Source organism: Geodermatophilus sp. SYSU D00766 (assembly GCF_054049915.1).
The window spans coordinates 125660-146891 of the sequence record NZ_JBJGYI010000004.1 but is presented as its reverse complement, the minus strand read 5'-3'; the positions used below and the strand labels follow the sequence as shown (position 1 = coordinate 146891).

15 protein-coding genes are annotated in these 21232 nt (G+C 76.4%); 11 read left to right on the top strand and 4 right to left on the bottom strand.

The features are described from left to right. The first annotated feature begins 35 nt into the window (after window positions 1-35). Together glmU and ACI8AD_RS05640 are read left to right on the top strand one after the other, a co-directional pair. Window positions 36-1505: a bifunctional UDP-N-acetylglucosamine diphosphorylase/glucosamine-1-phosphate N-acetyltransferase GlmU gene (gene glmU, locus ACI8AD_RS05645; RefSeq protein WP_456869548.1), complete on the top strand. Its 1470-nt coding sequence runs from the start codon at window positions 36-38 to the stop codon at window positions 1503-1505. Window positions 1506-1550: 45 nt separating this feature from the next. Further along, on the top strand, window positions 1551-2531 hold the full coding sequence (locus ACI8AD_RS05640; protein ID WP_456869547.1) for a ribose-phosphate diphosphokinase: 981 nt from the start codon (window positions 1551-1553) through the stop codon (window positions 2529-2531). 9 nt (window positions 2532-2540) lie between these two features. Here ACI8AD_RS05640 and ACI8AD_RS05635 read toward each other — a convergent pair whose 3' ends face one another. Next, window positions 2541-3425, bottom strand: a complete 885-nt coding sequence (locus ACI8AD_RS05635; protein ID WP_456869546.1) for a hypothetical protein — start codon at window positions 3423-3425, stop codon at window positions 2541-2543. A gap of 297 nt (window positions 3426-3722) precedes the next feature. Between ACI8AD_RS05635 and ACI8AD_RS05630 the strand changes: the two genes are divergently transcribed. The 9 genes from ACI8AD_RS05630 to ACI8AD_RS05590 all read left to right on the top strand — a co-directional run bounded on the left by ACI8AD_RS05630 (window position 3723) and on the right by ACI8AD_RS05590 (window position 17279). After that, complete coding sequence (locus ACI8AD_RS05630) at window positions 3723-4427, top strand: 50S ribosomal protein L25/general stress protein Ctc (protein WP_456869545.1); 705 nt, start codon at window positions 3723-3725, stop codon at window positions 4425-4427. A gap of 95 nt (window positions 4428-4522) precedes the next feature. Then, window positions 4523-5086 (top strand): aminoacyl-tRNA hydrolase, encoded by a 564-nt coding sequence (gene pth / locus ACI8AD_RS05625; protein ID WP_456869544.1) that lies wholly within the window; start codon window positions 4523-4525, stop codon window positions 5084-5086. Between the two features lie 176 nt (window positions 5087-5262). Further along, entirely contained in the window at window positions 5263-6771 is a 1509-nt protein-coding gene (locus ACI8AD_RS05620) for a sugar transferase (protein ID WP_456869543.1), read from the top strand. A 139-nt stretch (window positions 6772-6910) separates the two neighbouring features. Beyond that, window positions 6911-8194 (top strand): DUF1972 domain-containing protein, encoded by a 1284-nt coding sequence (locus tag ACI8AD_RS05615; RefSeq protein ID WP_456869542.1) that lies wholly within the window; start codon window positions 6911-6913, stop codon window positions 8192-8194. 53 nt (window positions 8195-8247) lie between these two features. Then, the gene (locus ACI8AD_RS05610) at window positions 8248-8910 is read left to right on the top strand and encodes a hypothetical protein (RefSeq protein WP_456869541.1); all 663 of its coding nucleotides are present in this window, start codon (window positions 8248-8250) and stop codon (window positions 8908-8910) included. Window positions 8911-9135: 225 nt separating this feature from the next. Beyond that, window positions 9136-14505 carry a PKD domain-containing protein gene (locus ACI8AD_RS05605; RefSeq protein WP_456869540.1) on the top strand — a complete coding sequence of 1790 codons (5370 nt, stop codon included), beginning with the start codon at window positions 9136-9138 and terminating at the stop codon, window positions 14503-14505. Next, a complete protein-coding gene (locus ACI8AD_RS05600) occupies window positions 14502-15521 on the top strand; it encodes a glycosyltransferase family 2 protein (RefSeq protein ID WP_456869539.1) in 1020 nt (339 codons plus the stop codon). The genes ACI8AD_RS05605 and ACI8AD_RS05600 overlap by 4 nt, the downstream gene beginning before the upstream one ends. A 13-nt stretch (window positions 15522-15534) precedes the next feature. After that, complete coding sequence (locus tag ACI8AD_RS05595) at window positions 15535-16545, top strand: glycosyltransferase family 2 protein (RefSeq protein WP_456869538.1); 1011 nt, start codon at window positions 15535-15537, stop codon at window positions 16543-16545. Further along, a complete protein-coding gene (locus ACI8AD_RS05590) occupies window positions 16542-17279 on the top strand; it encodes a polysaccharide deacetylase family protein (RefSeq protein WP_456869537.1) in 738 nt (245 codons plus the stop codon). The genes ACI8AD_RS05595 and ACI8AD_RS05590 overlap by 4 nt, the downstream gene beginning before the upstream one ends. Before the next feature lie 23 nt (window positions 17280-17302). On the opposite strand, the gene ACI8AD_RS05585 is transcribed toward ACI8AD_RS05590, so the two are convergent. Genes ACI8AD_RS05585 through ACI8AD_RS05575 form a run of 3 tightly spaced genes read right to left on the bottom strand, consistent with a single transcriptional unit; the run spans window position 17303 to window position 21170 of the window. Next, window positions 17303-18340 carry a glycosyltransferase gene (locus tag ACI8AD_RS05585; protein ID WP_456869536.1) on the bottom strand — a complete coding sequence of 346 codons (1038 nt, stop codon included), beginning with the start codon at window positions 18338-18340 and terminating at the stop codon, window positions 17303-17305. A 56-nt stretch (window positions 18341-18396) separates the two neighbouring features. Then, the gene (locus ACI8AD_RS05580; protein ID WP_456869535.1) at window positions 18397-19869 is read right to left on the bottom strand and encodes a lipopolysaccharide biosynthesis protein; all 1473 of its coding nucleotides are present in this window, start codon (window positions 19867-19869) and stop codon (window positions 18397-18399) included. After that, window positions 19866-21170 carry a hypothetical protein gene (locus ACI8AD_RS05575; protein ID WP_456869534.1) on the bottom strand — a complete coding sequence of 435 codons (1305 nt, stop codon included), beginning with the start codon at window positions 21168-21170 and terminating at the stop codon, window positions 19866-19868. The genes ACI8AD_RS05580 and ACI8AD_RS05575 overlap by 4 nt, the downstream gene beginning before the upstream one ends. Window positions 21171-21232: the final 62 nt, after the last annotated feature.

The following is a 21232-nucleotide window of genomic DNA, read 5'->3' as shown; positions in this document are numbered from 1 at the left end:
CGTCCACCGGCGGCCCCACCCGTCGGAGGAGATCCGTGAGCCCCCAGCAGGCAGTTGCCGCCGTCGTCGTCCTGGCCGCCGGCCAGGGCACCCGGATGCGGTCGGCCACCCCGAAGGTCCTGCACGAGCTCGGCGGGCGCTCGATGCTCGGCCACGTGCTGGCCGCCGCCGCGCCGCTGGGCGCCGGCACCACGCTGGTGGTCGTCGGGTCCGGCCACGAGACCGTCGAGGAGCACCTGGCCGCCGTCGCGCCCGGCGCCCGGACGGTGCTGCAGGAGCAGCAGCTCGGGTCCGGGCACGCCGCCCGGGTGGCCGTGGACGCCGTCCCCGACCTGCAGGGGCCGGTCCTCGTCGTCAACGGCGACGCCCCGCTGCTCACCGCCGGCACGCTGGAGTCGCTGGTGGCGGCCCACACCGCGGCCGGCAGCGTCTTCACCGTCCTCACCGCGGAGGTCGACGACCCGACCGGGCTGGGCCGGATCGTGCGCGACGGGCGCGGCGCACCCCGGGCGATCGTCGAGGAACGCGACGCCACCGCCGAGCAGCGGGCGCTGCGCGAGGTCAACGCGGGCGTGTACGTGGCCGACGCCGGCACGCTGCGGCGCGTGCTCGCCGGCCTGGCCACCGACAACGCGCAGGGGGAGCAGTACCTCACCGACGCCCTCGCCCCGCTGGTCGACGGCGGCGCGCCGGTCGCCGCGGTCCGCGCCGCGGACCCCACCGACGTGCTGGGCTGCAACGACCGCGTCGAGCTCGCCGCCCGCCGCCGCACGCTCAACGACCGGGTGCTCGACGCGCTGATGCGCGGCGGCGTCACCGTCGTCGACCCCGCCACCACCTGGGTCGACGTCACCGCCGACGTCGCGCCCGACGCCCTGCTCGAGCCCGGGGTGCAGCTGCGCGGGACGACGTCGGTGGCCGCCGGCGCCGTCGTGGGGCCCGACACCACGCTCACCGACTGCACCGTGGCGGAGGGGGCGCGCGTCGTCCGGTCGCACTGCGAGGGCGCCGTCGTCGGCCCCCGGGCCTCGGTCGGCCCGTTCAGCTACCTGCGGCCGGGCACCCGGCTGGCCGCGGGCACCAAGGTGGGCGCCTTCGTCGAGACCAAGAACGTGCAGGTGGGCGAGGGGTCGAAGGTGCCGCACCTGTCCTACGTCGGCGACGCGACCATCGGCCGCGGCGCCAACATCGGCGCGGCCACGGTGTTCGTCAACTACGACGGCGTGGCCAAGCACCACACGACGATCGGCGACGACGTGCGCGTCGGGTCCGACACGATGCTCGTGGCGCCGGTCACCGTGGGTGACGGCGCATACACGGCGGCGGGGTCGGTGATCACCCAGGACGTGCCCCCGGGCGCCATGGGTGTCGCGCGGGCGCGGCAGCGGAATGTGGCAGGCTGGGTGCAGCGGCGCCGTCCCGGGACAGCCGCCGCCCGGGCCGCCGCAGCGGCCGGACACGAAGGGGCCGAGGTGGCCGGCACCGGTGCCGACGCCGCCGAGTAGGGCAGGCCGGCCCGACCGATCCGACGACCAGGGGTAGACGAGCCGATGAGCGCGATCCGGCAGACCACCAGCAAGAGCCTGATGCTCTTCTCCGGCCGGGCGTACCCGGAGCTGACCGCCGAGATCGCCGGTCACCTCGGGGTCACGCCGACGCCGACGGCGTCCTACGAGTTCGCCAACGGTGAGCTGTTCGTGCGCTTCGAGGAGTCGGTGCGCGGCTGCGACGCCTTCATCGTCCAGAGCCACGCCGCGCCGATCAACACCTGGCTCATGGAGCAGCTGCTCATGGTCGACGCCGCCAAGCGCGCCTCGGCCAAGCGGATCACCGTCGTCGTCCCGTTCTTCCCCTACGCGCGGCAGGACAAGAAGCACCGCGGCCGCGAGCCCATCTCCGCCCGGCTGGTCGCCGACCTGTTCAAGACCGCCGGTGCCGACCGGCTGATGACCGTCGACCTGCACACCGCGCAGATCCAGGGCTTCTTCGACGGCCCGGTCGACCACCTCTTCGCCCTCGACCTGCTCGTCGACCACGTCAAGGAGCGCTGGGGCGACCGCGACACCACCGTCGTGTCCCCGGACTCCGGGCGGGTGCGGGTCTCCGAGCGCTGGAGCGACAAGCTCGGCGGGGTGCCGCTGGCCTTCATCCACAAGACCCGCGACCCGATGAAGCCCAACGAGGTCGTCGCCAACCGCGTCGTCGGTGAGGTCGAGGGCCGGGTCTGCATCCTGGTCGACGACATGATCGACACCGGCGGCACCATCGTGAAGGCCGCCGAGACGCTGTTCGACGCCGGCGCCGCCGACGTCATCGTCTGCGCCACGCACGGCGTGCTCTCCGGCGCGGCGGTCGACCGGCTGAAGAACAGCAGGGTCAGCGAGGTCATCGTCACCAACACGCTGCCCATCGAGCCGGAGCGCCAGTTCGACAAGCTGACCGTCCTGTCGATCGCGCCGCTGCTGGCGCGGGCGATCAAGGAGGTCTTCGAGGACGGCTCGGTCACCAGCCTCTTCGGCGGCGCCAGCTGAGCGGGCCGGTCAGCGCGTGAAGGCGCGCGGCAGGCAGGCGAGCTGACGCTCGTCGAGACCGCGGGAGGCCAGCTCCCGCTGGCGCTCGGTCACCCGGGGCACGGGCAGCGTGGTCATCGGCGTGCGCGAGGTGTACGTGAAGGTCACCGAGCAGCGGTCCCGGCGCACCGGGGGCATCGCCCGGTGGAAGACCGACCGGGTGTCGGCCACCACCGCCGTCCACGTCGGCCCCGTCGCCTGCCGCCACTCCTCCTCGGGCACGTGCCGCCGCATGCCGTCGTCGCTGACGAAGCCGGTGACGTAGCGCAGCTCCCGGGTCAGGCGCTCGGTGTGCCGGCGGGAGACGTACTCGAACGGCCCCCCGTCGAGGTCGACGTCGTTGAGCCACACCAGGATCTTGAACATCCGGTGGTCCTCCACGTCGCGGTGCCACTGGCGCACGCCGACCGGCCGCGCGGTCGCGTGCTCGCACCGGACGTCCGCGCCGTAGTAGCGGACCGGGAGGCCGAGGTGGGCCTCGGCGAGGTCGAGCAGCTCCCTCTCCAGCCCCCACTGCCAGACGCCGGGCGTGGCCAGCACGTCGTCGAGGGGCGGCCGGCTGGTGTCGGCGCCCGGGACCGCGTGCCGCGCCGTGTCGGCGGTCAGCGACTCCAGCCCCGCCCGCAGCTGCGCGGTGCCGGGCAGGCCCAGGCGGTCGAGGGTGGTGACGCACACGCCCTCCTCGCGGAGCGCGGTGAGGACGTCGGCGCGGCCGTCGGCGAGGACGGGGACGTGCGGCCGGTGCCGCTGCAGGCGCCGGCGGTACCGCCGCGCGGACAGCTCCCGGGCCGGGGCGACCCGTCCCAGCACCTCCCGCTTGACCCGGTTCCCGGCGCGGACGGCGACATCCAGCACGGCGTTCCTCCACGAGCGTGTCGGCCCTCCCGGCCGGAGGGCGCCTCCCAAGATCGCCGGGCACGCTAGCGAGGGCCGTCGGCGTGGCGCGACCCCCGTCGCCACCGTCAGGCGGACGTTCTCGTCCGGTCAGCGACGGGCGGTCCGCGACGGGCACCCCGGCCCGTCGCGTAGGATGGGCAGTCGCCCGGCGAGGGAGCGGCCCGTCCGACTCCGTGATCGACGTGCGTGTGCTCCGACCGAGGTGTGCCGCGCGCGGCCGCCGGCACACCGGCCGATCCACCTGAGGAGCACACCGTGGCTGACCACCGCCTCGTCGCCGAGGCCCGCACCGAGTTCGGCAAGGGCAGCGCCCGCCGGACCCGCCGCGCGGGCCGCATCCCCGCCGTCCTGTACGGGCACGGCCAGGACGTCGTCCACCTGTCGCTGCCGGCCCGCGAGTTCGCCGCGGTCCTGCGCAACGGCGGCGCCAACGCCCTGATCACCGTCGTCCTCGACGGCACCGAGCAGCTCGCGCTCACCAAGTCGGTGCAGCGCGACCCGCTGACCCGCGTGCACGAGCACGTCGACCTCCTCGTCGTCCGCCGCGGCGAGCGGGTCACCGTCGACGTCCCGGTGACCGTCGTGGGCGAGGCCGCCGCCGAGACCCTGGTCAGCGTCGAGCTGAACACCGTCTCGGTCGAGGCGCCCGCCACCGCCATCCCCGAGACCGTCGAGGTCGACGTCACCGGCCGCGAGGCCGGCAACGGCATCCACGCTGGCGAGCTGACCCTCCCCGGCGGGGCCACCGTGCTCACCGACGCCGAGGCCCTGGTCGTCAACGTCATGGCCGCCCCGACCGCCGAGCAGCTCGACGCCGAGCTCGCCGAGGCCGAGGCCGAGGCCGGCATCGAGCGCGAGGAGTCCGCGCCGGCCGAGGAGAGCACCGGCCTGGGCGACGTCGTGCCCGAGCCGCAGGCCGAGGGCGGCGGCGAGTCGATCGAGTCGACCGAGAACAGCTGAGGTCCCCGCTGACCGAGAGCACGTCCCGCAGGGGCGCCGGCGCACCCGCCGGCGCCCCTGCGGCGTCCCCGCCCTCCGCGGGCCCCTTCCTCGTCGTGGGGCTGGGCAACCCCGGTCCCGGCTACGCCGGCAACCGGCACAACGTCGGGGCGGTGGTGCTCGACGAGCTCGCCGCCCGCGCCGGCGTGCGGCTGTCCCCGGGCAAGGGCAAGCGCGCCCGCACCCTGATCGGCGAGGGCCGGCTGGCCGGCCGCCGCGTCGTCCTCGCCCGGCCGACGACGTACATGAACGAGTCCGGCGGCCCGGTGCGCGGGCTGCTCGACTACCACTCCATCCCGGCGACCGACCTCGTCGTCGTGCACGACGAGCTCGACATCCCCTTCGCCGCGGTGCGGCTCAAGCGCGGCGGCGGCGAGGGCGGGCACAACGGCCTGCGCTCGATCAGCCGGTCCACCGGCACCCGGGAGTACCTGCGGGTGCGGGTCGGCATCGGCCGCCCGCCGGGCCGCCAGGACCCCGCCGACTTCGTCCTCCGGGACTTCTCCGCGACCGAGCGCAAGGAGCTCGACCTGCTGGTCGCCGAGGCCGCCGACGCCGCCGAGGAGCTGCTGGCCTCCGGCCTGGAGGCGGCCCAGAACGTCGTCCACCCGCGCACCTGAGGTCCGCGCCCGGTCTCCCCATCGGGTGAACGGTCACGCTCCGCATTGACCCGGACGTGACTCTCTGTGAACGTCCTCCGTGCGTTCGGGGGACGCGAGCCGGTAGAGGCGCCACGACGGCGCACCGTGCGTGACTGCCGCCCCCCGTGCACACGTGGAGTGACGAGGGGGAGACCGTGCTGCTGGACCACCGAGGATCCGGACCGGGGAGCACCACGCGGGCGCTGCCGGTCCCGCGGCCGGCGCCCGAGTTGCCCGGCGGCGGCCTGCGGGCCGTCCGGCGGCCACCCGTCCGCCGCTGGGTCGGCCGCTACTCCGCCGCGCTGCACGTCCTCGACCTCGCCGCGGCCGCGCTGGCCACCGCCGCCGTGGTGCTGGCCGTGCCGGTGACCCCGGTCGCCGGCTCGCCGCTCGTCCTCACCGCGGGCGCGCTCGTGCTCGCCTGGCCCCTGCTGCTGCTGGCCACCGGCGCCCACGAGGAACGGGTGTTCGGCACCGGCAGCGACGAGTACCGGCGGGTCGGCCGGGCCGGCTTCCTGCTCCTGGCCCTGACCAGCGTCGCCGCCTTCGCCGGCGACCTCGGGCTCAGCCGCGGGCTCGTGCTGCCGGCGGTGCCGGCGCTCACCGTGCTCACCCTCGCCGGCCGCTACGCCGCCCGGTGCACGCTGCGCCGGCTGCGCGCGAACGGTGCCTGCACCAAGCGGGTCGTCGTCGTCGGCCGTGGCGGGGCCGTCGTCGAGCTGGCCACCGCCGTGACCCGCGAGAACTACGCCGGCCTCGAGGTCGTCGGTGCCTGCGTCACCCCGGAGAGCCGCACCCGCGTCGCCGAGGTGCTCGGCGTCCCGGTCAGCGGCCTCGACGACGTCGCCGCGACCGCCGAGCGGCTGGGCGCCGACACCGTCGCGGTCACCTCGGCCAGCGAGACCGCCGCCGAGTACCTGCGCCGGCTGTCCTGGCAGCTGGAGGGCACCGGCATCGAGCTGCTCGTCGCGCCCGGCCTCATCGAGGTCGCCGGCCCGCGGCTGCACATCCGCCCGTTCGAGGGGCTGCCCCTGCTGTCGGTCGAGCAGCCGCGCTTCGGCGGCTGGGGCCGGCTGGTCAAGGGCGGCGTCGACCGCGCCGTCGCGGCCCTGGCGCTGGTCGTGCTGGCCCCGCTGCTGCTGGGGCTGGCGCTGGCCGTGCGGCTGGACAGCCCCGGGCCGGTGCTCTACCGCCAGGAGCGGGTCGGGGTGAACGGCCGCCGCTTCACGATGCTGAAGTTCCGCAGCATGGTGGTCGACGCCGACCGCCAGGTGGAGGCGCTGCAGGCGGAGAACATCTCCGACGGGCTGCTGTTCAAGATGCGCACCGACCCGCGGGTCACCCGCGTCGGCCGCTGGCTGCGCCGGCTGTCCCTCGACGAGCTGCCGCAGCTGCTCAACGTGCTCGGGGGCTCGATGTCCCTCGTCGGGCCGCGGCCGCCGCTGCCGCGCGAGGTCGCCCGCTACGACTCCTCGGTCAGCCGGCGGCTGCTGGTCCGCCCCGGCCTCACCGGCCTGTGGCAGATCTCCGGCCGCAGCGACCTGTCGTGGGAGGAGTCGGTCCGCCTCGACCTGCGCTACGTCGAGAACTGGTCGCTGGCCCTCGACACGCTGATCCTCGTCAAGACCTTCCGCGCGGTGCTCAGCCGCTCCGGCGCCTACTAGCCGCACCGGCCTCCCCCTCCTCTCACCCCCGGCCCACCCCGGCGGGGGAGGAGGCGCGACCCCGCAGCTCCCTAGCGTCGATCCGCGCCCCGTGCGTGGAGCCGGCCGACCGCCGTGGCACCGACAGGAGGACGGACCGATGGACCGCTCGAGCACCGACCGCGTGAGCATCGCCCTCGTGGGCACCCGCGGGGTGCCGGCGCGCTACGGCGGCTTCGAGACCGCGGTCGAGGAGGTGGGCCGCCGGCTCGCCGACCGCGGCCACCGCGTCGTCGTCTACTGCCGCACTCCGCCCGGCGCGCAGGAGGAGCCCCCGGCCGAGCACCTCGGCATGGAACTGGTGCACCTGCCCGCCGCGCGCCGCCGGTCGCTGGAGACCCTCAGCCACACCGCCCTGTCGGTGCGCCACCTGCTCGCCCACCGCACCGACGCCGCCATCGTCTTCAACGCGGCCAACGCGCCGCTGCTGCCGGCCCTGCGCGCCGCCCGGATCCCCGTCGCCACCCACGTCGACGGCCTGGAGTGGCGGCGGGCCAAGTGGGGCCCGGTGGGGCGCCGGTACTACCGCGTCGCCGAGTCGCTGGCGGTCCGCTGGTCGGACGTGCTCATCGCCGACGCCGAGGGCATCGCGGAGTACTACCGCGAGGCCTTCGCCGCCCCGACGACGCTGCTCACCTACGGCGCCCCGCTCATCGCGCCCGGCGCGGACGAGCTGGCCCGGGTCGGCCTCGAGCCCGGCGGCTACCACCTGGTCGTGGCCCGGTTCGAGCCGGAGAACCACATCGACGTCATCGTCGAGGGCTACGCCGCCAGCGGGGCCACCAAGCCGCTGGTCGTGGTCGGCTCGGCGCCCTACGCCGACGAGTACACCCGCCGGGTGCACGCGCTGGCCGACGAGCGGGTCCGCTTCCTCGGTGGCGTCTGGGACCAGGAGCTGCTCGACCAGCTCTACGCCCACTGCGCCACCTACCTGCACGGGCACTCCGTGGGCGGCACCAACCCCTCGCTGCTGCGCGCGATCGGCGCCGGCGCGGCGGTCACCGCCTTCGACGTCGACTTCAACCGCGAGGTGGTCCGCGACTCGGGCCGCTTCTTCCGCACGCCGCAGGACGTCGCCCGGCAGCTGGCCGCCGTCGAGGCCGACCCCGAGGGCACCCGCCGGGCCGGCGAGCGCGCCCGCGTCCTCGCCCGGCGCTACGACTGGGACGAGGTCGCCGACGGCTACGAGCGGCTCGCCCGGCGCCTCGCCGCGCGCGACGTGCCCCGCCGGCGGCCCAGCGGCCGGCGCACCCCGACCGACGCGGACGCACCGGCCGGCCGGCCGGGCACCGCGACGCCGACCGCCGACGTGGTGCCGCTGCACCCGCCGGCGCGGTCACGGCACTGGGGACACGACGAGCACCTCCCGGCGGCCCAGCAGTGAGCCGGGGACGGCAGGAGGCGCTCCCGCGGGAGCGCGGAGGAGGGGGAACCGCAGTGTCGGAGAAGGAGCCGCGTCCGGCGGCGTCGTCGCCCAGGCGGCTGGTGCTCGCCCTGGCCGCGGTGGTGCTCGTCGCCGTCGTCGCCGTGGTGCTGCTGGTGCGCGGGGGCGGGACCGGGGACGGGGAGGACCCGGGCGGGTCCGCCGCCGCGCCGTCGTCGGCGACGACGGCGGCCGAGCCGTCGCTGGAGGCCACCGTCCCCGGGGCGGAGGCCAGCGCGCCCACCGAGGACGCGCAGCCCGTCGTCGACGAGCTGCCGCCCGGCCTGCCGCCGGTCCCGCTCGACCAGCCGGCCGACGCCGGGGACGGCGTCACCGCCACGGTCTCCTCGATCGAGGCCGTCGACGGCGTCGGCGCGGGCCGGGGCAACGTGTCCGGGCCGGCCCTGCGGGTGACCGTGCGCATCACCAACGGCACGCCCGAGGCGGTCGACCTCGGCGGCGTCGCGGTCGACCTGACCCACGGCGCCGACGCGGTGCCGGCGTCCCCGCTCGACGACCCGTCGCAGGCGCCGTTCGCGGGCTCGGTCGAGCCGGGGGCGACCGCGCAGGGGGTCTACGTGTTCCGCGTCCCGCCGGACGACCGCGACCCCGTCACGGTCTCCGTCGGCTACCGCGCCGGCGCACCCTTCATGGTCTTCACCGGCCCGGCCGCCTGAGGCCCCTCCGCCCGACGTCCGACCCGGGTCCCGGCTCCGGCCGGGGCCCTGGTCGACGTTCCCGCATCCATCACCCACGGTGATGAAGATCGGCTCCCGCCTGGCCGTTTCCTGCGCCGTTGTCGCCGTATCGGGGGATGGGGCCATCTCATCGTCACGCTTAGTGTTCATCCGCCTGGCCCGAGGACGGCCATGCGCTCCACGCGACACACGGGGGACCCACTCATGTCAGCACGCACGGCCGCCTCGCCGCGGGCACTCCTCGCCGGCCTCCTCGCGACCCTGCTCCTCGCCGGTGTCCTGGGCGGGGTGGTCCCCGGCACCGCCCGCGCGGACTGGGCGCCGCTGAACCCGGCCGCCCCCGCCACCCCGGCCACCGTGACGGCCGACGCGCTGCCCACCGTGCAGATCAACGGCGTCGTCTGGGCCCAGGCGGTCGTGGGCAACACCGTCTACGTCGGCGGTGACTTCACCCGGGCCCGCCCCGCCGGTGCCGCCCCGGGCACGTTGGAGACCCCCCGCAGCTACCTGCTGGCCTACGACATCCGCACCGGGGAGCTCATCTCCTCCTTCGCGCCGTCGCTCGACGGCCAGGTCCTGGCGATCACCGCCTCGCCCGACGGCTCGCGCATCTACGTCGGCGGCGACTTCGGCCGGGTCAACGGCCAGGTCCGCAGCCGGATCGCCGCCTTCAGCACCACCACCGGCCAGCTGGTGTCCGAGTTCCGGCCGGCCGTCTCCGGCCAGGTCATGGCCATCGCCGCGTCGAACTCGACGGTGTACTTCGGCGGCAGCGTGACCGCCGTGGGCTCGGTCGCCCGCACCCGCCTGGCCGCGGTGAGCGCCGCCACCGGCGCCCTGCTCACCTGGGCCCCGCAGCCGGGCCCCAACACCGGGACGAGCAACCACGTCATGGCGATGGTGCTCACCGGCGCCGACCAGCTGGTCGTCGCCGGCCGGTTCAACACCCTCAACGGCCAGGCGGCCACCGGCGTCGGTGCCCTGAACACCTCCACCGGCGCCACCCGGCCCTTCGCCGTCAACCAGCTGGTCACCAACAACGGGCCCAACGGGGCGATCAACAGCCTCACGGTCGCCAACGGCGTGGTCTACGGCACCGGCTACGACTACTTCGGCACGGGCAACCTCGAGGGCACCTTCGCCGCGCGGGCCGACGGCGGCACGCCGGTCTGGTTCGCCGACTGCCGCGGTGACCACTACTCCGTGCACGTGTCCGGCGGCGCCGTCTACACGGCCTCGCACGCCCACGACTGCGCCAACATCGGCGGCTTCCCCGAGCAGACGCCCGACCGCGTGCACATGTTCGGCAACGCGGTCTCCGTGGCGGCGACCGGGACGGTGCAGCGCATCAGCGAGCTGCGCAACAACACCCGGCTGGTCGGGCAGCCCGCCCCCTCCCTCCTCCCGTGGGACCCGGCCTTCCAGGCCGGCACCTTCACCGGCCAGTTCCAGGCCGGCTGGTCGGTCAGCGGCAACGGCGACTACGTCGTCTACGGCGGCGAGTTCCCCGTGGTGAACGGCGTCGGCCAGCAGGGCCTCGTCCGCTTCGCCGTCCCGGCCCTGGCGCCCAAGACGGTCGGCCCGGCCACCAGTCGGCCCTTCACGCTGACCCCCACCATGGTGCCCGGCGCCGTCCGGCTGAACTGGCCGTCGGTGACCGACCGCGACAACGAGAACCTGACCTACCGCGTGTACCGGGACACCGACACGTCCGCGCCGGTCTGCGAGGCGACCCGGCCGACGCGCTGGTGGGACCTGCCGACCTTCGGCTGCGTGGACACCGGCGCCGCGGCGGGCTCGCACCGCTGGCTGGTGACGGTCGGCGACCCCGCCGGCAACCGGCTCACCTCCTCCTGGGTCACGGCCACGGTGCCCGCCGCCAGCAGCGGCGCGAACCGCGCCTACGCCCGCGCGGTCGCGGCCGACGGCGCCCTGGACCACTGGTACCTCGGTGAGGCCTCCGGCAACATCGCCTACGACTACGCAGGGCCCCGCGACCTCACCGTCGGCGGCGGCGTGACCCGGCAGGCGGCCGGCGCCATCCAGGGCGACGCGAACACGGCGTCGGCCTTCAACGGCACCTCCTCGGGCTCGGCGTCCACCGGCACGGCCGTGCCGTCCCCGCAGGTCTTCAGCGTGGAGGCGTGGTTCCAGACCACCTCGACCGCCGGCGGCAAGATCATCGGGTTCGGTGACCGCACCAGCGGCCTGAGCGGCCTCTACGACCGGCAGGTCTACATGGACACGGCCGGCCGGGTGACCTTCGGCATCTGGAACGGCGCCCTGCAGCTGGTCACCAGCCCGACCGCCTACAACGACGGCCGCTGGCACCACGTGGTCGGCACCATGAGCCCCGCGGGCGTCTCCCTGTACGTCGACGGCGCCCTCGTCGGGACGAAGGCCGGCTCCTTCCGCGCCCAGCAGTTCACCGGCTACTGGCGGATCGGTGGGGACAACATGAACGGCTGGACCCCCGGCGGCGCCGCGTGGTTCAACGGCCGCATCGACGAGGTCGCCGTGTACCCCACCGCGCTCTCGCTGCAGCAGGTGTCCACCCACACCGCCCTCGGCCGCGGCCAGAACCAGGCCCCGACCGCGTCCTTCACCACCCAGGTCGCCGACCTCACCGCGCGGGTCGACGCCGCCGGCTCCACCGACCCCGAGGGCGTCCTCCGCTCCTACGCGTGGGACTTCGGCAACGGCGCCACCGCCACCGGGGTGACCGCGTCGCACACCTACGCGGCGCCGGGCACCTACACGGTGCGGCTGACCGTCACCGACGGTGGCGGCCTGACGGCCACGACCACCCGGACCGTCACCGTGACCGCGGCCCCGACCGGCCCCGGCTCCGTCGCGGCCGACTCCTTCGGCCGGGAGGTGGCCTCCGGCTGGGGGACCGCCGAGCGGGGCGGCGCCTGGACGACGACGGGTTCCGCGTCGGTGACCGGCGGTGCCGGCCGGCTCAGCGGCGCCCCGGGCCAGAGCACCTCGGCGGTGCTGCCGGCCGTCAACCGCACCGACGTGGCGGTGCAGGCGGCCCTGACGCTGCCCTCACTGGCCACCGGCGGCGGCACCTACGTCAGCCTGGTGACGCAGAAGGTCGGCCTCAACGACTACCGGGTCAAGCTGCGGTACCGCTCCGACGGGCAGGTCGAGGTCATGCTCGCCCGCACGGTGGCCGACACCGAGACCGTCCTCGGCGGCTACCAGCTGCCCGGCGGCTACGCCGCGGGCACCCCGCTGACGGTGCGGTTCGAGACCAGCGGCGGCGCGCCGACGACCCTCAAGGTCAAGGTGTGGCGGTCCGGCACGGCCGAGCCGACGGCCTGGGGCGTGACCCGGACCGACGACACCGCGACGCTGCAGCGCCCGGGCGCGCTCTCGCTGGAGACCTACGTCTCCGGCAGCGCGACGGCCGCCTCGGTGGTCCGCGTCGACGACCTGCGGGCCGAGCCGGCCGGCGCGGTGGTCGAGGTGCCCAACCAGGCGCCGGTGGCGGCGTTCACCGCGACCCCGACGCAGCTGACCGTGGCCGTGGACGGGTCGGGCTCGACCGACGACGCCGCGGTGACCGGGTACGCCTGGGACTTCGGTGACGGCGGCACCGCCACCGGGGCGTCCGCGTCGCACACCTACGCCGCGGCGGGCACCTACACGGTGCGGCTGACGGTGTCCGACGCCGCGGGCCTGACCGGGACCACCACCCGGTCGGTGACCGTCACCGCGCCGCCCACCGGCCCGCAGCCCGGCACGCCGATCGCGGCCGACGCCTTCGGCCGCGAGGTCGCCTCCGGCTGGGGGACGGCCGAGGTCGGCGGGGCGTGGACCACGTCCGGCACGACGTCGGTGACCGGCGGTGCCGGCCAGCTCAGCGGCGCCCGCGGCCAGGGCACGAAGGCGGTGCTGCCCGCGGTCAACCGGACCGACGTCGTCGTGCAGGCGACCGTGACGCTGCCGCAGCTCGCCACCGGCGGCGGCACCTACGTCAGCTTCGCCAACCGCCAGGTCGGGCTCACCGACTACCGGGTCAAGATGCGCTACCGCGCCGACGGCCAGGTCGAGGTCATGCTCGTCCGGATGGTCGACGACACGGAGACGATCCTGGGCGGCTACCTCCTGGCCGGCGGCTACAGCGCCGGCACCCCGCTCACGGTCCGCTTCGAGACCAGCGGCACGGGCACCACGACCGCCCAGGTCAAGGTGTGGCGGGCCGGCACGGCCGAGCCGACGGCCTGGGGCCTGACCCGGACCGACGACACCGCGGCCCTGCAGCGCCCGGGTGCGGTCGGGCTCGAGACCTACGTCTCCGGCAGCGCGACGGCCACCTCGGTGGTCCGCGTGGACGACCTGCGGGTCGACCCGGCCGGCACGACCAGCCCCTCGCCGACGCCGCAGAACCAGGCGCCGGTGGCGGCCTTCACCGCCACGCCCTCGGGCCTGACCGTGGCCGTGGACGGGTCGGGCTCCACCGACGACGCCGCGGTGACCGGGTACGCCTGGGACTTCGGTGACGGCGGCACCGCGACCGGGGCGTCCGCGTCGCACACCTACGCCGCGGCGGGCACCTACACGGTGCGGCTGACCGTGACCGACGCCGCGGGTCTGACCGGCACCACCACCCGGTCGGTGACCGTGACGGCCGCGCAGCCGCCGCAGAACCAGGCGCCGGTGGCGGCCTTCACCGCCACGCCCTCGGGCCTGACCGTGGCCGTCGACGGGTCGGGCTCGACCGACGACGCCGCGGTGACCGGGCACGCCTGGGACTTCGGTGACGGCGGCACCGCCACCGGGGCGACCGCGTCGCACACCTACGCCGCGGCGGGCACCTACACGGTGCGGCTGACCGTGACCGACGCCGCGGGCCTGACCGGGACCACCACCCGGTCGGTGACCGTCACCGCGCCGCCCACCGGCCCGCAGCCCGGCACGCCGCTGGCCGCCGACGCCTTCGAGCGCCAGGTCACCGGCGGGTGGGGCACGGCCGACACCGGCGGCCCGTGGGTCATCGGCGGCCCGGCGGCCAACGCCTCCGTCGCCGGCGGGCAGGGCCAGCTGCTGGTCCCGGCCGCGCAGTCGAACACGGCCGCCCTGACGCAGCTCTCCCGCCAGGACGTCGCGGTGCAGGTGGCGCTGACGCTGCCGCAGGCACCCACCGGGGGCGGCGTCTACGTCGGCCTGGCCACCCGCACGGTCGGCCTCACCGACTACCGGGCCAAGCTGCGGTTCCGTGCCGACGGCCAGGTCGAGGTCATGCTGGTCCGGACGGTGGACGACCAGGAGACGATCCTGGGCGGCTACCTGCTGCCCGGCGGCTACAAGCCCGGCACGTCGCTGACCGTCCGGTTCGAGAGCGCCGGCACCGGCACCACCACCCTGCGGGTCAAGGCGTGGACCACCGGCACCGCCGAGCCGGCGGCCTGGGCGCTGGTCCGCACCGACGACGCCGCGGTGCTGCAGCGCGCCGGCACGGTCCTGCTCGACCAGTACGTGTCGGCCTCCGCCACCGCCCCCACCGCCGTCCGGTTCGACCAGCTCTGGGTCGGCGAGGCCGGCACGGCACCGGCCGCACCGTGACCGACACCGCCGTCGTGTCACCGGAGAACACCCTCCGCCTCCGGGCCGCCGCTCCCCGCGGCGGCCCGGAGGGGCTGGGCCTGGTCGTCGTCAACTACGGCTCCAGCGCGCTGCTGCGCCGGAACCTGGCGGCGGCCGGGCCGCTCGGCCCGCACGTGCGCGTCGTGGTGGTGGACAACCACAGCACCGACGCCGAGCGCGCCGCGGTCACCGCGCTGGCCGCCGAGCACGGCTGGGAGCTGGTGGCGCTCCCGGACAACCGCGGGTTCGGCGCGGCCACCAACGCCGGGTTCGCCCGGGCCCGCGAGCTCGGCTGCGCCACCTTCTGCTGCCTGAACCCCGACGCCTCGGTGACCCCCGCGGTGCTCGAGGAGCTGCGCGTGGCCAGCCTGGCCGACCCGCTCGCGGTCATCGCCCCGCGCATCGTCGACTCGGCCGGGACGACGGTCTTCGCCGGCTCGACGCTGGGCCTGCGGGACGGCCGCACCGGCGCGCCGCACAGCCCCACCCGCTCGCGCGGGCCGGTCGAGGACTGGCTGACCGGGGCCTGCCTGGTCGTGTCGGCGGAGATGGCCGACCGGCTCGGCGGTGGCTACGACGAGGGCTACTTCCTGTACTGGGAGGACGTCGACCTCAGCCACCGCGCGCTGGCCGCCGGCGGCTCGCTCGTCGTCCGCACCGACCTCGTCGCCGTCCACGACGAGGGCGGCACGCAGGGGGAGCGCCGGGGCGAGGCCAAGTCCGACCTCTACTACCGCTACAACTGCCGCAACCGCCTGGTGTTCGCGGCGCGCAACCTGTCCCGCCGGCAGCTGCTCGGCTGGCTGCTGCGCACGCCGCGGGTCAGCTGGGAGATCCTGCTGCGCGGCGGCCGCCGTCAGCTCGTGCACTCGCCCCGCCCGCTGGCCGCCGCGGTCCGGGGCAGCCTCGAGGGCGCGGCGATCGCCCTCGCCGCGCTGGTCCGCGGCCCCTCATCCCCGCCCGTCGGGGTGAGGCGCGCGCCGGCTCCCCGGTGATGGGATGCGGGGCGTGACCGCCACGACCCCGGTGACCTCGACCTCCGGCCTGCCCGACCCGGGCGGCGTGCGGGTCACCGTCGCCGTCCCGACGTTCCGGCGCCCGGACGAGCTGCGCGACCTGCTGCCGCGGCTGCTCGAGCACGTGGCCGAGGTGACCGCCGGCGGCCGGTACGCCGCGGAGGTGCTGGTCGTCGACAACGACCCCGCCGGGACCGGTGCCGCGCTCGCGGCGGCCGTCCCCGGCGTCCGCGCCGTCGTCGAGCCCCGGCCGGGCATCGCCGCGGTGCGCAACCGGGCACTCGACGAGGCCGCCGGGTCGCGGCTGCTCGCCTTCATCGACGACGACGAGCGGCCCTGCGAGCACTGGCTGGCCGCGCTGCTGACCACCTGGGAGGACTCCGGCGCCGCCGCGGTGTCGGGGCGGATCCTGGCCGAGTACCCCGGTCCGGTCGACCCCTGGATCCTCGCCGGCCGCTTCTTCGTCCGCCGCCGGATGCCCACGGGCACCGCGATCGACGTGGCTGCCACCGGCAACCTGCTGCTCGACCTCGACCAGGTCCGCGCCGCGGGTACCCGCTTCGAGTCGGCCCTGGGCCTGGCCGGCGGGGAGGACACGCTGTTCAGCCGCTCGCTGGCGCACGCGGGCGCCCGCATGGTCTGGTGCGACGAGTCGGCCGCGGTCGACCGCGTGCCGGCCGAGCGGACGACCCGCCGCTGGGTGCTCACCCGCGCCTGGAGCCACGGCAACGCCACGGTGCTGACCGAGCTGCGGCTCACCGCCGGCACCGCCGCCCGGCTCCGGATCCGCGCCCGCGGCCTGGTGCGCGGGCTGGTCCGGATCGGCGGCGGAGGGGCCCGCTGGGTCCTGGGCCGGGGGACCGGCTCGGCGACCCACCAGGCCCGCGGGGCCCGCGCGCTCTTCCGCGGCCTCGGCATGGCCGGCGGCGCGCTCGGCGTCGTCTACGAGGAGTACGCCCGCGACGGGCGCAGGTGGCGCCTGGGCCGGGTCGCCCCCCGGTGAGCGCCACCCTCCTGGCCGCGCGGCGCCGCGCGCTGACGCTGGCGCGCCGGGCCGCCGGCCCCGTCGCCGGGTCGATCGTGTCGGTCCGGACGGCGGCGCCGTCGGTGGCGCTGACCTTCGACGACGGCCCGGAGCCCGGCGGCACCGACCGGGTGCTCGCCGCGCTGGCCGACGCCGGCGCCACCGCCACCTTCTTCGTGCTCCTGACCCGGGTGCGCCGGTACCGCTCGCTGTTCGACGAGGTCGTCGCGGCCGGCCACGAGGTGGCGCTGCACGGCGTCGACCACCGCCCGCTGCCCACGCTGCCGGCGCACGAGGTCGGGCCGCTGCTGCGCGCCGGCCGCGCCGAGCTCGAGGACGCCCTCGGCCGCGCCGTCCGCTGGCACCGCCCGCCCAACGGGCGGCAGACGCCGCGGACCTGGCGCGCGGTCACCGGCGCCGGGCTGACCCCGGTGCTGTGGGGGCCGACCACCTGGGACTGGCGGGACGTGCCGCACGAGCGGCGCCTGGCGAAGGCCCGGGAGGGGCTGCACCGCGGGGCGGTCGTGCTCGCGCACGACGGCTTCGCCGGCCCCGAGGACGGCGCCGACGACGGCCCGGCGCCGGTGCTGGACAAGGGCCGGCTGGTCCGCGAGGTGCTCGCCGGGTACGCGGCCGACGGGCTGCGCGCCCGGTCGCTGGGCGAGGTCCTGGCCGAGGGCGCCGCCGTCCGCGAGGCCCGCTTCGTCCGCTGAGGTCCCCCGGCCCCGCCGGGGTCTCAGCGGCGCAGGGCCGCCCGCGCCCGCCGGTAGGCGGCCACGTGGGCGCGCCCGGCGTCGTCCCACTCCCGCCGGGACAGGTCCGGCGCGGTCGCCGGGGGCTGCGCGCGCAGCCGGGCGAGCGTGCCGGTCAGGTGCGCGCCGGTCAGCGGCGGCGTGTAGGTGTGCACCCAGCCGGCCCCGACCTCCTCGGCCAGCCGGCGGTTGACCGCGTTGTCCGGCACGAGGACCGGGGTGTCGAGGGACAGCGCCGCCAGCGCCCCGCCGGAGTTGTGCATCTCGCGGTAGGGCAGCACCACGAGCTCGGCGCCGGTGATCTCACCGACCAGGTCGGCGTCGGGGACGAAGCCCAGGGACAGGCTGATCCGGGGGTCGGCCGCCGCCGCCTCCCGCAGCCGCTCGGCCAGCCCGTCGGACGTCGGCCGGCCGGCGATGCGCAGACTCAGCTCCTGGTCGGTCGTCTCGCCGAAGGCCTCCACCAGCCGGTCGACGCCCTTGTAGCGGCGCACCTGCCCGACGAAGGCGAGCCGGCCGGGGCGGCGGTCCCGGCGCGGGTGTGCGGCGTACCAGTCGCGGTAGTGGCCGTGCACGATCGTCTCCACGGGCGTGCCGGCGTCGAGCTCGGTGCTGTCGTTGATCCGGATCCGCGACGCGGTGACCCGCTCGGCCCACCGCAGCAGCACCCGCTCGCGCCGGGAGATGCCCTCGGGCAGCTCGAGGTTGTGCACCGTGCGCACCAGCGGCACGCGGGTGACCCGGAGGCGGAGCAGGAGGAGCACGAACAGCGCCTGGCGGACGAGCTTCTTCAGCGGGCCGTTGCCGTCGACGAGGATCTCCGGCCAGTGGGCGTGGAAGGCGTCGTAGCGGGCGGTCAGGGCCCGCCGCCAGGAGAAGGTGAGCACCCGCGTGCCGGGCACGGCGGCCAGGGCGTCCCGCAGCATCACGACGTAGGGGTTCGTCGTCTCCCGCGGCTCGGGGAAGGACTGCAGGACGGTGAGGGGCCGGCGCTGCGCGGCGGCCGGGACGTCGGCGCTCATGGCCGCGGGATCCTCCTGGGTCGGGGAAGGGGCGGGCCGGGCCGCCGGCACGGCGGTCACCGCCGGACCATCGAGCGGCCGAACGCGAGCACGCCCGCGAGGTCGGCCCGCACGGTGCGGGAGACGGCGGCCGCCAGGGCGAGCACCGCGGCCCCGGCGAGGACGGCGAGCAGCAGGACCACGGTGGTGGGCAGCGCCCCGGCGGCCAGGGTGACCAGCCAGGCGGCGACCCCGGCGGGGACCGCGCAGCCGAGGACGCGCAGCGCCCCGGCCGCGAGCGTCCGCCCGGGGAAGTCGGTGATCCGCGAGAGCCACCACAGCGACAGCGGCCACTCCAGGCAGGCCGCCAGCGCGTAGCCCGCCGCCACGCCGACGACCCCCCAGGCGCTGCCGGCCAGCACGCAGGCCAGGCGCAGCACCGAGGTGCCCACGGTGTAGCGGAACAGCTGGGCGCCCAGGCCGCGGGACAGGTAGACCCACAGGCCGACGAAGGCCAGCGTCTGGGACGCCGCGGCCACGGCGAGCAGCGCGAGGATCGGCGCGACCCCGGACCAGCGCGGTCCCAGCAGCAGCTCCACCAGCGGCCCGGCGGCCCCGGCCACCACGCCCAGCGAGACGACGATCGGGACGCCGAGGGCCAGCTGCCCGCGGCGCAGGTACTCGTCGAAGCGCTCGCGGTCGTCCTGCAGCCGCGCCAGCACCGGCAGGGCGACGGTGGTGGCGGGGGAGCGCAGCTGGTTCAGCGGGGTCATCAGCAGCTGGAAGCCGCGGTTGTACAGCCCGAGCGCGGCCGCGTCGAAGCGCAGGCCGACGGTGACCGTGTCGACGTTGTTGCCGGCGTAGTTGACCAGCTGGGTGCCCACCAGGTGCAGCCCCAGCGTCAGGAAGGGCCGCAGGCCGGGGGTGCGGCGCGGGCGGCCGGGCCACCAGCGCGCCGGGACGGCGACCAGGACCAGCAGGAGCGCGGACTGGACCAGCTGCTGGGCGACCAGCGCCCAGTACCCGGCCCCCAGCGCGGCCGCGGCGATCGCCACCGCCGCCGCGGTGGTCTGCGCGGCGACGTCGGCGGTCACCAGGGCCCCGAAGCGCATCTCGCGGGTCAGGGTCACCCGGTACTGGGTGGCCATCCCGTTGAGGACGAAGGTGGCCGACAGCGCACAGGCGATCCCGGTCAGCGCCGGGCGGTCGAACAGGCCGGCCAGCAGCCCGGAGCCGGCGACGACGACCAGGCACAGCAGCACGCCGATCGCGGTGTTGATCCAGAACAGCGCGTCGCGGGTGTCCTCGGACAGCTCCGGCGCGCGGATCGCCGCGGTGCTCAGGCCGAAGTCGCGGACGATCTCCCCGATGCCGACGACGACGAGCACGATGGCCAGCAGGCCGTAGTCCTCCGGCAGCAGCAGCCGCGCGAGCACCAGGATCGAGCCGAACTGCACCACGGTGCGCAGCGCCTGCCCGACCAGCGTGATGCCGGCGGCCCGCGCGGCGCGCGGCGCGGCCGGCGGGCGCGGGGTCTCCGTGGCGGTCACGGCCGGACCGCCCCGGCCGGCACGGCGAGCGGCACGGGGACGGCGTCGCGCGCCGCCGGACCCGCCGGGTCCGGGTCCCCGGCCCGGGGGGCGGCCGAGCCGAGCAGCACGAGCGCGACGAAGAGCACCGCCGTGGCGTTCCACTCCAGCAGGTCGAACGACATCACCATGCCGACGAGCAGGAGCGCGGCCGGGCGCACCTCGGGGACGCCGCGCAGCAGGCCGACGACGACCAGCGCCAGCAGCGCGGCGAGGCCCACCAGCCCCGCGAGGGCGAAGGTGGTCACGAGCTGGTTGTCGACGGCGAAGAAGCCGTCGAGCTGCAGCAGGCCGGAGGCGAACAGGTCGTCCAGCGACCCCGTCCCGCTGCCGAGGAGGGTCTGCTCCACCGGGCGGTCGAGCAGCCGCCCGGCGGCGTCCAGCGCGGCCAGCCGGTGCGTCAGCGACCCGGTGCCCTCGAGGCTGGCGACCACCGTGAGCCGGGTGTCGCGCAGGAGGAGCACCGCCCCGGCCAGGGCGAGCACGACCAGCACGCGGGCGGTCGTGCCGATCCGCAGCGCCCGCGGCGTGAGGACGGCGACCACGGCGGCGAGGCACAGCACCAGGGCGGCGCTGCGGCTGCCCGACATCGCCAGGCCGTAGCAGGCCGCCGCGCCGGCGAGCACCCGGACGGGCACCGGCCAGCGGGTGACCGAGGTCAGGCACAGCGCGGCCGCCAGGGCCATCAGCGTGCCGAACGGGATGGGGTGGGCCATCGTCCCGGTGGACCGGCCGTCCATCGCCGGGACCAGGTCGTTGACCCCGAACGTCGTCCCCGGGGTGCCGAGGTACCCCCACGGTGCCGGCACGCCCAGGTGTGCACCGGCCAGGGCCACCGCGAGCTCGGCCAGTGCGAGCAGGACCAGGCCGCGGGCGAGCAGCCGCACGTCGGCCGGGCCGCAGTTCACCGCGAGCAGGCAGCAGCCGACGAGCAGCAGCGCCGTCGCCGTCCCGGCGACCAGCTCGTCGAGGGTGGCGTGGTGGACGGCGGAGACGGTGGCCACCAGCAGGAGCACCGTCAGGAGCGTCACCGGCGTGGTCCAGCGCAGTCGGCGCGCGTGCTGCCACAGGGCCGCGGCCACCGCGACCAGGAGCGCCGCCAGCAGGGCCCAGGTGACCTTGCGCTCGGCGACCAGGGAGGGGACCGCGGTCCACGCCGTGACCACCGCGAGCAGGACCGTCCCCGGCCGGGTCAGCAGCGGGCCGTGCCGGTCCGCGCGGTCGGATCCACCCCGGCGCTCGTCGCCGTCCCCCGTCGTCACGCGGCCAGTCTGCGGCCGGATCCGCGCCGTCCCGGCGTCCTCCGGGCGCCTGCCACCCGGAA

Excerpts from the sequence above, each read along its gene's own strand:
- ACI8AD_RS05605 (WP_456869540.1), top strand. The coding sequence starts at position 9,136 with ATGTCAGCACGCACGGCCGCCTCGCCGCGGGCACTCCTCGCCGGCCTC.
- ACI8AD_RS05615 (WP_456869542.1), top strand. The coding sequence starts at position 6,911 with ATGGACCGCTCGAGCACCGACCGCGTGAGCATCGCCCTCGTGGGCACC.
- ACI8AD_RS05585 (WP_456869536.1), bottom strand. The coding sequence starts at position 18,340 with ATGAGCGCCGACGTCCCGGCCGCCGCGCAGCGCCGGCCCCTCACCGTC.
- ACI8AD_RS05640 (WP_456869547.1), top strand. The coding sequence starts at position 1,551 with ATGAGCGCGATCCGGCAGACCACCAGCAAGAGCCTGATGCTCTTCTCC.